The organism is Bacillus sp. NMCN1, from assembly GCF_002998085.1.
Classification (GTDB): Bacteria; Bacillota; Bacilli; order Bacillales; family Bacillaceae; genus Bacillus.
The window spans coordinates 659,641-672,111 of the sequence record NZ_PVQL01000001.1; the positions used below are offsets into that span (position 1 = coordinate 659,641).

General features: G+C 41.6%; 14 protein-coding genes. All 14 read left to right on the top strand.

Annotation, left to right across the window (positions count from 1 at the left end; all coding sequences use genetic code 11):
- Nucleotide 1: 1 nt before the first annotated feature.
- The 14 genes from C6W21_RS03520 (at nt 2) to rseP (ending at nt 12,471) form a co-directional block, all read left to right on the top strand.
- Complete coding sequence (locus tag C6W21_RS03520; protein WP_106049323.1) at nt 2–2,032, top strand: chemotaxis protein CheA; 2,031 nt, start codon at nt 2–4, stop codon at nt 2,030–2,032.
- Between the two features lie 24 nt (nt 2,033–2,056).
- Nucleotides 2,057–2,518: a chemotaxis protein CheW gene (locus tag C6W21_RS03525; RefSeq protein ID WP_106055906.1), complete on the top strand. Its 462-nt coding sequence runs from the start codon at nt 2,057–2,059 to the stop codon at nt 2,516–2,518.
- Between the two features lie 12 nt (nt 2,519–2,530).
- Nucleotides 2,531–3,157 (top strand): chemotaxis protein CheC, encoded by a 627-nt coding sequence (locus tag C6W21_RS03530; RefSeq protein ID WP_034662328.1) that lies wholly within the window; start codon nt 2,531–2,533, stop codon nt 3,155–3,157.
- The gene (locus tag C6W21_RS03535) at nt 3,157–3,657 is read left to right on the top strand and encodes a chemotaxis protein CheD (protein WP_106049325.1); all 501 of its coding nucleotides are present in this window, start codon (nt 3,157–3,159) and stop codon (nt 3,655–3,657) included. Before C6W21_RS03530 ends, C6W21_RS03535 begins: the two co-directional genes overlap by 1 nt.
- Before the next feature lie 24 nt (nt 3,658–3,681).
- Entirely contained in the window at nt 3,682–4,449 is a 768-nt protein-coding gene (locus C6W21_RS03540) for a FliA/WhiG family RNA polymerase sigma factor (protein ID WP_106055907.1), read from the top strand.
- A gap of 21 nt (nt 4,450–4,470) precedes the next feature.
- On the top strand, nt 4,471–5,010 hold the full coding sequence (locus C6W21_RS03545) for a hypothetical protein (RefSeq protein ID WP_034662322.1): 540 nt from the start codon (nt 4,471–4,473) through the stop codon (nt 5,008–5,010).
- 155 nt (nt 5,011–5,165) lie between these two features.
- A complete protein-coding gene (gene rpsB, locus C6W21_RS03550; RefSeq protein WP_003212093.1) occupies nt 5,166–5,900 on the top strand; it encodes a 30S ribosomal protein S2 in 735 nt (244 codons plus the stop codon).
- A 91-nt stretch (nt 5,901–5,991) separates the two neighbouring features.
- Nucleotides 5,992–6,873, top strand: coding sequence for a translation elongation factor Ts (tsf, locus tag C6W21_RS03555; protein WP_106055908.1), 882 nt, complete (start codon nt 5,992–5,994; stop codon nt 6,871–6,873).
- 134 nt (nt 6,874–7,007) lie between these two features.
- Nucleotides 7,008–7,730: a UMP kinase gene (pyrH, locus tag C6W21_RS03560; protein WP_003210919.1), complete on the top strand. Its 723-nt coding sequence runs from the start codon at nt 7,008–7,010 to the stop codon at nt 7,728–7,730.
- A 1-nt stretch (nt 7,731) separates the two neighbouring features.
- Nucleotides 7,732–8,289, top strand: coding sequence for a ribosome recycling factor (gene frr, locus C6W21_RS03565; RefSeq protein ID WP_106049328.1), 558 nt, complete (start codon nt 7,732–7,734; stop codon nt 8,287–8,289).
- Between the two features lie 129 nt (nt 8,290–8,418).
- Complete coding sequence (uppS, locus tag C6W21_RS03570) at nt 8,419–9,201, top strand: undecaprenyl pyrophosphate synthase (protein WP_106049329.1); 783 nt, start codon at nt 8,419–8,421, stop codon at nt 9,199–9,201.
- Nucleotides 9,202–9,213: 12 nt separating this feature from the next.
- Complete coding sequence (locus tag C6W21_RS03575) at nt 9,214–10,008, top strand: phosphatidate cytidylyltransferase (protein WP_106049330.1); 795 nt, start codon at nt 9,214–9,216, stop codon at nt 10,006–10,008.
- Nucleotides 10,009–10,047: 39 nt separating this feature from the next.
- Nucleotides 10,048–11,199 (top strand): 1-deoxy-D-xylulose-5-phosphate reductoisomerase, encoded by a 1,152-nt coding sequence (gene dxr, locus C6W21_RS03580; RefSeq protein WP_106049331.1) that lies wholly within the window; start codon nt 10,048–10,050, stop codon nt 11,197–11,199.
- A 6-nt stretch (nt 11,200–11,205) separates the two neighbouring features.
- A complete protein-coding gene (rseP, locus tag C6W21_RS03585) occupies nt 11,206–12,471 on the top strand; it encodes an RIP metalloprotease RseP (RefSeq protein ID WP_106055909.1) in 1,266 nt (421 codons plus the stop codon).

Consider the following 12,471-nt stretch of genomic DNA (forward strand, 5'->3'; position numbering starts at 1 on the left):
GTTGGATGTAAACCAATACTTAGATATCTTTTTAGATGAAAGCAGAGAACACTTACAAGCTTGTAATGAAAAACTTCTTGATTTAGAAAAGAACCCAACCGACTTGCAGCTAGTGAATGATATATTCAGAGCGGCTCACACATTGAAAGGCATGAGTGCAACGATGGGCTACGCTGATATGGCTCAGCTCACGCATCATTTAGAAAACATGTTTGATGCCATTCGAAATGAACAAATGATTGTCACACCTGAGTCAATGGACACAATGTTTGAAGCACTCGATCACCTTGAAGCAATGGTTCAATCAATTGCAGAAGGCGGAGATGGGAAACGCGATGTCACAGAGGTTAGTAAAAAGCTAGATGTGACAGGAAGCCATGCTGAGGCAGCTCCTAGTGTTGAGACAGCGGATGTATCAGCGGATGCTGCTAACGACTTAGACTATAACGAATTTGAACGAACAGTGCTTGATGAAGCGAGGGAACAAGGCTTTAAATGTTATGAACTCAATGTGACATTAAGTGACGCATGCTTATTAAAAGCCGTTCGAGTCTATATGATCTTTGAAAGACTGAACGAAGCAGGTGAGGTCGTCAAAACAGTTCCAAATGCAGAACTTTTAGAATCAGAAGATTTCGAATCTGAATTCAGCATTTCTTATTTATCTAAACAACCGATGGACGAAGTGAAAAAAATCGTAATGGCGATCTCAGAAGTTGAACATGTTGAGATCTCAGAAGTCTCTGCATTTGAAGAAGCGGCTCCAGCTGAAAAACAAGAGGCAAAACCTGAACAGGAAAAAGAAGAAGTCTCCGTGCCTGCTGCGAAAGCACCAGCAAGCGATGCGCCAAAAGCAAATGGTAATAACGGTGCAGCTGCCGGCGGAACAAAAACGATTCGAGTCAACATCGACCGTCTCGATTCTCTAATGAATCTATTTGAAGAACTGGTGATTGACAGAGGCCGTTTAGAACAGATTGCCAAAGAATTAGAAAATAATGAACTCACAGACACTGTTGAAAGAATGACACGTATTTCTGGAGACCTGCAATCGATCATCCTGAACATGAGAATGGTCCCTGTGGAAACAGTGTTTAACAGATTCCCGCGTATGATTCGTCAATTGACAAAAGAGCTTAATAAGAAAATTGAATTGATCATTGAAGGTGCTGAGACAGAGCTTGATCGTACAGTCATCGACGAGATTGGAGATCCGCTCTTACACTTACTTAGAAACAGTCTAGATCACGGAATTGAATCGCCAGAAGAACGTGTGAAAAAAGGCAAGCCAGAAAAAGGTACCGTTCTATTAAAGGCGTATCATAGCGGAAACCATGTCTTCATTGAAGTAGAAGATGATGGCGGCGGAATTAACCGTAAGAAAGTGCTTGAAAAAGCATTAGAGCGCGGGGTTATTACTGAAAGAGAAGCGGAAACGCTTGAAGATCATCAAGTTGATTCATTGATCTTTGCAGCAGGATTCTCTACAGCTGATACGATTTCTGACATCTCAGGCCGCGGTGTAGGCCTTGACGTTGTGAAAAACAAGCTGGAATCATTAGGCGGATCTGTGAGCATCAACTCAACAGAAGGACAGGGCTCACTATTCTCGATCCAGCTTCCGCTTACATTATCAATTATTTCCGTTCTTCTTGTGAAACTGGAAGAGGAAACATTTGCGATTCCGATTTCTTCTATTATTGAAACGGCTGTCATTAAGAAAAGCGACATCCTTCAAACGCATGATCATGAAGTGATTGATTTCCGCGGATTTATCGTACCGGTCGTGTACTTGAAGAAACAATTCCACGTACCAAATGCGAATGAATTAGAGGAAGAACTGCACATCATCGTTGTTCGTAAAGGAGATAAGCTGACAGCATTTGTGGTCGATTCATTTATTGGTCAGCAAGAGGTTGTATTGAAATCACTAGGAGATTACCTGCCAAACGTGTTTGCGATCTCAGGCGCAACAATCCTAGGCGACGGTCAAGTTGCACTCATCGTTGACTGTAATGCACTGATCAAGTAAAAAACAATAGAGGAGCGGTCTGAAATGAGTACAGATATCAAAACTGGCGAAAAGATGATTGTGTTTATCGTAAACAAAAAAGAATACGCCATTTCAGTATCAGAAGTAAAGTCCATTGAAAAATGGCAGCAGCCGACAAGAGTCCCTGGCGTTGCCCCTTATATATGCGGTGTTATTAATCTGCGCGGTGTCGTGACACCTGTCATCGACCTTAGAGTCAGACTTGGATCAACTGACAACGACATTACAGATGAAACGAGAATGATTATTGTACAAGTTGGTGACATTGAAGTCGGCTGGATTGTTGATGAAGCGAATGATGTCATTACAGTCCATCAGGAAGAAGTAGAATCTTCTCCTGATTTAGCTGAAAAAGAAGGGCAATCATGGGTGACAGGTATCATTAAGCATGATCAGCGTCTATTTAATATCATTCATCCTGGTGCTGTCCTCGACAAGAGCGTTCAAGATGCACCTGTTCATTAAGGAGGATGTGAAATGAGCATTTTCAATGAAATAAAAGATGAACAGCTGGATGTATTAAGAGAGGTTGGGAATATTGGAGCAGGCCACGCCGCGTCTGCTCTTGCCAGCCTATTGGATCGCAAAATAGATATGGCTGTTCCGTTTGTCAAGGTTCTCTCGTTTGAAGAATTAATGGATTTCTTTGGCGGTGCAGACCTCCCAGTTGCAAGCATTTTCCTGCGAATGGAAGGAGATTTATCTGGCTCTATCTTTTTCATTATGCCCTTTGAGCAAGCAGAGCAATTTGTAAGAGAGCTTGTACAGGATCCGGCATTTGATATTGATACCATTCACGAGCATGTGATGGGGACGTCAGCACTACACGAGCTGGGAAATATTTTAGCAGGCTCTTATTTATCAGCCCTTGCCGATTTAACAAAATTGCAGCTTCACCCAAGTGTACCAGATGTTACGCTCGATATGTTTGGGGCTGTCATTAGTGAAGGATTGATGCAATTCAGCCCTCTAGGGGATCAGGCAATTGTGATTGATACATCGATTTTTGATGATCAAAATAAGCAAGAGCTGAAAGGAAATATGTTTCTATTACCAGACTTTGAATCGTTTGAAAAACTATTCAAAGCATTAGGTAACCTGTAATGAACGTTCAGATTCCGGCAGTTGTAAAGGTTGGTATAGCGGATGTTCAGCTTGTGAAAACACCGGACCGTATTCGGACATCCGGACTTGGTTCTTGTGTAGGGCTTGTTCTGTTTGATCAAGAAAAAAAACTGGCAGGTCTTGTCCATGTCATGCTTCCAGACTCATCCCTTGCAAAAGGGGCAGTGGAGAACTTGGCTAAATATGCAGATACAGGTGTCAAGCATACAATTGATCTGCTTCTTAAAGAAGGAGCACGCAAACATGCGCTAAAGGCAAAACTTGCTGGCGGCGCAGAAATGTTTAAGTTTAAGTCAACCAATGATCTAATGAGAATTGGACCTAGAAACGTATCAGCTGTTAAAGAACATCTGTCTCTTTATCGCATCCCGATCATTAGTGAGGATACGGGCGGGAGCAATGGCCGTACGATTGAATTTGACCCGCTTACGACAGAGCTTGAGATCCGCACTGTGAAGCAAGGCATTATGAAGATATAACTAAGGAAGTATAGGGGGAGAAAGATGCAATCCTTAAATTACGAAGATCAGGCGCTATGGGCTAGATGGAAAGAGTGGAAGGACCCAGCTGCTGGAGATGATCTTATGCGCCGCTATATGCCGCTCGTCACATATCATGTTGGAAGAATTTCCATCGGACTCCCGAAGTCAGTGCATAAAGAAGACTTGATCAGTCTAGGGATGCTCGGTTTATATGATGCCCTTGAAAAATTTGACCCCGGAAGAGATCTGAAGTTTGATACATATGCATCCTTCAGAATCCGCGGGGCCATCATCGACGGTCTTCGTAAAGAGGACTGGCTGCCTCGTACATCAAGAGAAAAAACAAAAAAAGTAGAAGCGGCTATTGAAAAGCTTGAACAGCGCTATTTACGAAATGTGACGCCGACAGAAGTGGCAGAGGAACTTGGCTTGAGTGAACAGGATGTTGTCACAACAATGAATGAAGGTTTCTTTGCGAATCTGCTTTCAATCGACGAGAAGCTGCATGATCAAGAAGACGGTGAAAACGTCCAAGTCATGATTCGCGACGAGAAAACAGTGACACCTGAAGAGAAGATGCTGAAAGATGAATTAATAGAACAGCTTGCTGAAAAAATGACCGAGCTATCGGAAAAAGAAAAGCTCGTGATCAGTCTTTTCTATAAAGAGGAACTGACGTTAACGGAAATCGGTCACGTGCTCAATTTATCGACCTCGCGCATTTCGCAAATTCATTCAAAGGCATTGTTCAAGCTTAAGCATCTGCTTGATAAAGCCATTCAATCTTAAAGAGTTAGTGAGTGAAAAAATATGTTATGGCTGATTAGCTTCATGCTTCATGCTGCACTTATTTATTTTGTGATCATTTTATATACGAGAATGAATTCGCTGAAGGCAACTGAACAAAAGCAGCGAGAACTTCTAGAAGAAACGGAAAATACCCTGGCTGCATTTTTGATGGAAGTCAAAGAAGAGAATGACAAACTATCAAAAGTGGCAGCCGCTTCCCCTGATTTTTCTGCTGAAGAGCTGAAATCGGATTTTCAGACACCAAAGCAGCCACAACCACCAATTGAATCCCAGCAATCGGTAGAAAGTGAAGATCCAGTACCAGAGCACTTGTCAGCTCTCCTTAGTGAAGTTGAAGTGCAGGAAGAGAAGGTAAACGAACCCGTTCCACATCTTGAATCAGAAGCTTCTGTGCCTTCTGAAAGTGAAATAGAAGAAACATTCGAGGACCAAGTGAAGACCTTATATGACAAAGGGCATTCGCTAGAAGAAATAGCGAAAGAACTGAAAACTGGCAAGACAGAAATCGAGCTTTTATTAAAATTTAGCGGAAAGCTGTAAAGGATTCTTGATTGTCAGTCCATCATGTGTTATATTATTTCTTGGTGTTAAATACACACGCTTAATGATTCATATGAAGGTGCTGCCGTGGCGCAGTTTTATGTGAACATGACTTGAGCGGAGGAAAAAAAACCATTATATTAGGAGGCAACAAAATGTCAGTTATTTCTATGAAACAATTGCTAGAAGCTGGTGTTCACTTCGGTCACCAAACACGCCGTTGGAACCCAAAAATGAAGCGTTACATCTTTACAGAGCGTAACGGTATCTACATCATCGATCTTCAAAAAACGGTGAAAAAAGTAGAGGAAGCTTACAACTTCACGAAAAACCTTGCTGCTGACGGAGGAAAAATCCTTTTCGTTGGTACGAAAAAGCAAGCACAAGATTCAGTGAAAGAAGAAGCAATCCGTTCTGGTATGTTCTATGTGAACCAACGCTGGCTTGGTGGAACTTTAACAAACTTTGAAACAATCCAAAAACGTATCAAACGTTTAAAAGATATTGAAAAAATGCAAGAAAACGGTACATTCGATGTTCTTCCTAAGAAAGAAGTCGTTCAACTGAAAAAAGAATTAGAGCGTCTTGAAAAATTCCTAGGCGGAATCAAAGACATGAAAGGTCTTCCGGATGCACTTTTCATTATCGACCCTCGTAAAGAGCGTATTGCAGTTGCAGAAGCTCGTAAATTGAATATCCCAATCATCGGTATCGTTGACACAAACTGTGATCCAGACGAAATTGATGTTGTGATCCCTGCAAACGATGATGCAATCCGTGCTGTAAAACTTCTAACTGCTAAAATGGCAGATGCGATTCTTGAGTCTAAACAAGGCGAAGAAGAAGCTGTTGTAGAAGAAACGACAGAAACTGAAACAACAACTGCGTAACCTATTCAAAAGGTGATAAGAGGGAAATGCCTTTTATCACCTTTTTTTCACCTAGTAATCCGTGTTTTAACATAGAAGGAGGAAATGTAAAATGGCTATTACTGCTCAATTAGTTAAAGAACTGCGTCAAAAAACTGGTGCAGGTATGATGGACTGTAAAAAAGCGTTAACAGAAACTGATGGTGACATCGACAAAGCAATCGATCTTCTAAGAGAAAAAGGAATTGCAAAAGCTGCGAAAAAAGCAGACCGTATCGCTGCAGAAGGATTAACTCTTATCAAAACTGACGGCAACACAGGCGTGATCCTAGAAGTGAACTCTGAGACTGATTTCGTTGCGAAAAACGAAGGATTCCAATCACTTCTTAACGAACTTGCTGATCATTTGCTTGCTGCTAAACCTGCAACAATTGAAGAAGCTCATGCTTCTAAAATGGAAAACGGTTCAACAGTTGAAGAGCATATCACATCTGCAATTGCGAAAATCGGAGAGAAAATCACTCTACGTCGTTTCTCTGTTATCACGAAAGAAGATAACGCAGCATTCGGTTCTTACTTACACATGGGCGGACGCATCGGTGTTTTAGCTGTTCTTAACGGAACAACTGACGAAGAGCTTGCAAGAGACATTGCAATGCACGTTGCTGCTGTAAACCCTAAATACATTTCTCGTGACCAAGTGTCAGAAGAAGAAGCAAACCGTGAGCGCGAAGTATTAACACAGCAAGCGCTTCAAGAAGGAAAGCCTGAAAACATCGTAGCTAAAATGGTAGAAGGCCGTCTAAACAAATTCTTCGAAGAAATTTGCTTACTTGACCAAGCATTCGTTAAAAACCCAGATGAAAAAGTGAAACAAGTAGTAGCTGCGAAAAACGCAAGCGTTCAAACTTATGTTCGCTATGAAGTGGGCGAAGGCATCGAAAAGCGTCAAGACAACTTTGCTGAAGAAGTTATGAGCCAAGTGAAAAAATAATGTTTGAAAAGCTCTCTGGGGCTTTTTTAGGGAGCACAAGCACTGTGTTCCCTATTTTTTAGAGGATATTGATTTACAAAAGGCAGTTTCTTACGCATAATAAGAGACGGTATAGTTTACACTTGGAGGTTATCATGAGCAAACCGAAATATAATCGCATTGTACTGAAGCTAAGTGGCGAAGCACTAGCAGGTGATGCTGGAAATGGAATTAACCCAACTGTCATTCATTCAATTGCAAAGCAAGTAAAAGAAATTGCAGAGCTAGATGTTGAGGTTGCAGTTGTCGTAGGCGGAGGAAACCTTTGGCGCGGGAAGACAGGCAGTGACTTAGGAATGGACCGTGCAACAGCAGACTACATGGGCATGCTGGCAACAGTGATGAATTCACTCGCGCTACAGGACAGCCTAGAAACACTTGGCATTCAGTCTAGGGTACAAACCTCTATCGAAATGAGACAGGTTGCAGAACCATACATAAGAAGAAAAGCGATCCGTCATCTTGAGAAGAAACGTGTCGTGATTTTTGCTGCAGGTACTGGTAACCCTTATTTCTCTACAGATACAACGGCAGCACTTCGTGCAGCAGAAATTGAAGCAGATGTCATTTTAATGGCGAAAAATAATGTAGACGGTGTTTACAGTGCTGATCCTCGTACAGATGCGGATGCAGTAAAATATGATAAGCTTTCATATCTTGATGTGCTAAAAGAAGGGCTTGCTGTAATGGATTCTACTGCGTCCTCATTATGTATGGACAATGACATTCCATTAATCGTATTCTCCATTATGGAAGAAGGAAATATTAAACGTGCCGTAAATGGCGAATCAATTGGAACGATTGTGAGGGGGAAATAACGTGTCAAAAGAAGTATTGAACCAAACGAAAGAAAAAATGGAAAAAGCCGTTCAAGCATACGGACGTGAACTAGCAACTGTTCGTGCGGGCAGAGCAAATGCTTCATTGCTTGATAAAGTGACAGTTGATTATTACGGTGCACAAACACCACTCAACCAAATCGCGTCAATCACAGTGCCAGAAGCACGTATGCTGATTATCACACCTTATGATAAAACAGCTATCGGTGATATCGAAAAAGCGATCCAAAAGTCTGATCTTGGCATCACGCCGACAAGTGACGGAAATGTGATCCGCATTGCAATTCCTGCACTAACAGAAGAAAGACGTAAAGAGCTTGTGAAAGTGGTAAGAAAATATTCAGAAGAAGCAAAAGTAGCTGTTCGTAATGTTCGTCGTGATGCAAACGATGAGTTGAAAAAGCTTGAGAAAAATGGTGAGATCACTGAAGATGAATTAAGATCATCAACAGAGGATGTTCAAAAATTGACAGATGAATATGTCGCTAAAATAGATGACGTGACGAAAGATAAAGAAAAAGAAATCATGGAAGTTTAAGAAAAAACTATGTACAATAGATAATAGTGAAAAGACCCTCTTCATGTTTACAGGGGGTTTTTTTGTTAATACTGTTGGTGACTATATTATTAGCGGGAACGCAACCTTTTTGGGTGATGGAGGAATCTCATGCTCAATATACTCAAAAATTGGAAGAATCAGCAAACTGCAGCTTCCAACTTAGAAAGCCTGACAAAAGAAGACATATTAAATGGAGAAATTCCTGAACATATCGCCATTATCATGGATGGGAACGGAAGATGGGCGAAAAAACGTGCTCTTCCACGGGTAGCAGGACATCATGAAGGAATGAAAGTCGTCAAGCGCATGACGAAGCTTGCAAACGAGCTGAATGTCAAAGTGCTGACTTTGTATGCTTTCTCTACGGAAAATTGGAAACGTCCAAAACTAGAAGTAGACTTTTTAATGAAGCTTCCTGAAGAATTTTTGAACATCTACCTGCCCGAGCTCATCGAGGAAAATGTCCGTGTGCGCTTAACAGGTGATCCAGACGGCCTCCCGCAGCATACGAAAAGAGCGGTAGAGAACGCAGTAAAGAGTACGGCGAATAACGATGGACTCGTTTTGAATTTTGCGCTCAACTATGGAGGGCGCACAGAAATCGTCTTCGCATGCAGACAAATTTCTGAAAAAGTCAAAGAAGGTAAGCTTCAAGCAGAAGACATTACAGAAGAGATGTTTTCAGCTTATTTAATGACAGAATCTCTTCAAGATCCGGATTTGCTTATTCGCACAAGTGGAGAAATTAGATTAAGTAACTTTATGCTTTGGCAAATTGCATACAGCGAGTTTGTCTTTACGGATGTGCTTTGGCCTGACTTTTCTGATGAGCATCTTATAGGCGCTATCGGAGAATACCAGCGCCGCGGCCGGAGGTTCGGTGGAATTTAGAGGGTGGTGCAGATGAAACAAAGAATTTTGACGGGTGTTTTGGCAGCTGCAGTCTTTTTACTTGCGGTTATATATGGACAGATGCCATTTACCCTGCTGATTTACTTAATGGGAAGTGTCGCTCTCTTTGAGCTTCTAAGAATGAAAAAGATATCGATTGTCAGCTTTCCTGGTATTGTCAGCTTAATATTGCTTTGGCTTTTAATGGGCGGAGAGAACAGCTTCTTCCCGAACGTAGACGCATCAAAAATGCAGATTGCTTTATTTGCAGTCTTAATTCTTTTAACTTATACAGTGTTGAGCAAAAACTCTTTCACATTCGATGAGGTTGCTTTTGTGATATTAGCGACAATATATATTGGCGTCAGTTTCTATTATTTTATCCAAATTAGAGGCTTATATGGCATGAGTGCGATCTTCTTCGCAGCAGTGATTATTTGGTCCACTGACTCAGGTGCCTACTTTATTGGGAAATCTATGGGGAAACGAAAGCTCTGGCCAGAGATCAGCCCAAACAAAACAGTAGAAGGATTTATCGGCGGAATCGTCACAGCGGTCGTGTTGTCATTTGTGTTTCAGGCGGTTACAGGATTTTTGCCATCATATCTGCTTGTTATGTTTATTACTCTTTTGCTCAGTATCTTTGGACAGCTTGGCGACCTTGTGGAATCTGCTTTAAAGCGTCATTATCACGTGAAGGATTCAGGGACAATTCTCCCTGGACATGGCGGGATTTTGGACAGGTTTGACAGCTTTTTATTCGTTCTGCCGTTTTTATATTTACTGCTCGCAACGTTTGCCAGCTAACCTCATAGAAACTTATTGAACGAGAGAAGGAGTGGCAATTTGAAATATATTTCGCTATTAGGCGCAACAGGATCAATTGGAGAACAAACATTAGATGTGATGAGGCAGCACCCAGACAAATTTAAGCTGAAAACCATGACATTTGGCCGAAATGTAGACAAGGCCATTCCAATCATTGAACAGTTTCAGCCTGAATTTGTCGGATGCTTAAGTGAAGAGACCTATCACACGCTAAAAGGTCATTCATTTGAATACGATGTCAAGATAGCTGCTGGTGATGAAGCCAACATCGAGGCAGCGACCTATGATGCAGTGGACGTTGTGGTCAATGCCCTTGTAGGAAGTGTTGGGCTTGTTCCAACATTAAAGGCCATTGAACAAAAAAAGACGATTGCACTCGCAAATAAGGAAACACTTGTGACAGCTGGTCATATAGTAAAAGAGTACGCGAAAACATATGATGTACCTTTACTTCCTGTCGATAGTGAGCATTCCGCTATTTTTCAATGCCTGCAAGGTGAACAAGCTAAAAACATTGAACGCTTAATCGTGACAGCTTCAGGTGGTAGTTTCCGAGATAAAAAACGAACTGAACTTGAAGGTGTTACGGTTGAAGAAGCGCTGAACCACCCAAACTGGTCAATGGGGGCGAAAATTACCATTGATTCAGCGACGATGATGAATAAAGGGCTCGAGGTGATTGAGGCACATTGGTTGTTTGATATACCCTATGAACAAATTGATGTGCTGTTACATAAAGAGAGCATTATCCATTCGATGGTGGAATTTCACGACAAAAGCGTCATGGCTCAGTTAGGGACACCTGACATGAGAGTGCCCATTCAATATGCACTCACATACCCTGACAGGGCGCCATTACCAGAAGCGAAATCATTGAACCTTTGGGAGATTGGACAATTGAATTTCCAAAAAGCGGATTTTGACAGGTATCGCTGCTTACATTTTGCTTATGAATCAGGTAAAATAGGAGGGACAATGCCTGCTGTGCTCAATGCGGCAAATGAAATGGCAGTTGATGCATTTCTGAAAGGCAAAGTAACATTCCTGCAAATTGAAGAATTGATTGAAAAGGCACTAAATAGACATCATGTGATTTCAACGCCTAGTTTGCAAGATATCCATGAAGTGGACAAAGATACACGAGACTTTGTTCAATCAATCCTCACATAAGGTGGTATGTTCGTGAATACAGTGATTGCGTTTATTATTATTTTTGGAACGCTCGTTTTTTTCCACGAGCTTGGCCATTTAATTATGGCGCAGCGAGCGGGGATTTTATGCCGTGAGTTCGCAATTGGTTTTGGACCGAAGATTTTCTCCTTTAAACGAAAGGAAACCGTTTATACCATTAGACTTCTCCCTATTGGCGGATTTGTTAAAATGGCAGGAGAGGACCCTGAAGTCATTGAAATTAAACCAGGTCATACAGTGGGGCTCTTATTCAATGAGCAAAATGAAGTAGAAAAAATCATTTTAAATGATAAAGAAAAATATCCTGATGCACTTGTCATCGAAGTTGAGCAGATTGATTTAGATCATGCCATGAGAATTTCAGGATATGAAGCTGGAAATGAAGATATTCTGACTGGCTACAATGTCAGTCAAACAAGCTTCTATATTGCAGATGGTGAAGAAATTCAAATCGCACCATACAATCGTCAATTTGGATCAAAAACGGTATGGCAGCGTATTAAAGCGATCGCAGCTGGACCGATTATGAACTTTATTCTGGCGTATGTGATTTTGGTTGCTTTAGGCTTTATTCAAGGGGTAACCGTTGATGATCCTGTACTCGGCAAGCTGACGAAAGACGGCCGAGCGGCAGAAGCTGGACTCATGCAGGGAGACCATATCGTGTCCATTAACGGGGATAAAATGAATTCTTGGACAGACGTCGTTCAAACCGTTCAAAAGAACCCTGAGAAAAAAATGAATGTCGTCATTGACCGAGACGGCAAAGAAAGCACTGTACAGGTTGTACCAGAAGCTGTGAAAGCAGACGGAAAAAACATTGGCCGTTTCGGATCCTATCCGCCAACGGAAAATGGATTTCTGAAGGTTATTTCATCCTCAGGAACGACTGTGATTTCAACAGCAGGTTTGATTTTAACGAACTTGCAAAAAATTGTCACAGGACAATTTTCACTAGATATGTTAGCAGGTCCTGTTGGGATCTATGACATGACAGGAGAAGTAGCCAAGCAAGGTGTGTTAACATTAATGCAGTTTGCGGCGTTCCTTAGTATCAACTTAGGCATCGTGAATTTATTGCCGATTCCTGCACTAGACGGAGGACGTTTATTATTCTTGTTTGTTGAAGCCATTCGCGGTAAACCAATTAATCGTGAGAAAGAAGCACTTGTTGTCTTTATCGGTGTTGCATTCCTCATGCTGTTAATGCTAGTGGTTACGTGGAATGACATCCAGCGATTATTTTTATAA

What these genes read in the sequence shown, in the direction of transcription:
- C6W21_RS03525 (WP_106055906.1), top strand. Translation starts at nt 2,057, where the DNA reads ATGAGTACAGATATCAAAACTGGCGAAAAGATGATTGTGTTTATCGTA.
- C6W21_RS03530 (WP_034662328.1), top strand. Translation starts at nt 2,531, where the DNA reads ATGAGCATTTTCAATGAAATAAAAGATGAACAGCTGGATGTATTAAGA.
- C6W21_RS03535 (WP_106049325.1), top strand. Translation starts at nt 3,157, where the DNA reads ATGAACGTTCAGATTCCGGCAGTTGTAAAGGTTGGTATAGCGGATGTT.
- C6W21_RS03540 (WP_106055907.1), top strand. Translation starts at nt 3,682, where the DNA reads ATGCAATCCTTAAATTACGAAGATCAGGCGCTATGGGCTAGATGGAAA.
- C6W21_RS03545 (WP_034662322.1), top strand. Translation starts at nt 4,471, where the DNA reads ATGTTATGGCTGATTAGCTTCATGCTTCATGCTGCACTTATTTATTTT.
- rpsB (WP_003212093.1), top strand. Translation starts at nt 5,166, where the DNA reads ATGTCAGTTATTTCTATGAAACAATTGCTAGAAGCTGGTGTTCACTTC.
- tsf (WP_106055908.1), top strand. Translation starts at nt 5,992, where the DNA reads ATGGCTATTACTGCTCAATTAGTTAAAGAACTGCGTCAAAAAACTGGT.
- pyrH (WP_003210919.1), top strand. Translation starts at nt 7,008, where the DNA reads ATGAGCAAACCGAAATATAATCGCATTGTACTGAAGCTAAGTGGCGAA.
- uppS (WP_106049329.1), top strand. Translation starts at nt 8,419, where the DNA reads ATGCTCAATATACTCAAAAATTGGAAGAATCAGCAAACTGCAGCTTCC.
- C6W21_RS03575 (WP_106049330.1), top strand. Translation starts at nt 9,214, where the DNA reads ATGAAACAAAGAATTTTGACGGGTGTTTTGGCAGCTGCAGTCTTTTTA.
- rseP (WP_106055909.1), top strand. Translation starts at nt 11,206, where the DNA reads ATGTTCGTGAATACAGTGATTGCGTTTATTATTATTTTTGGAACGCTC.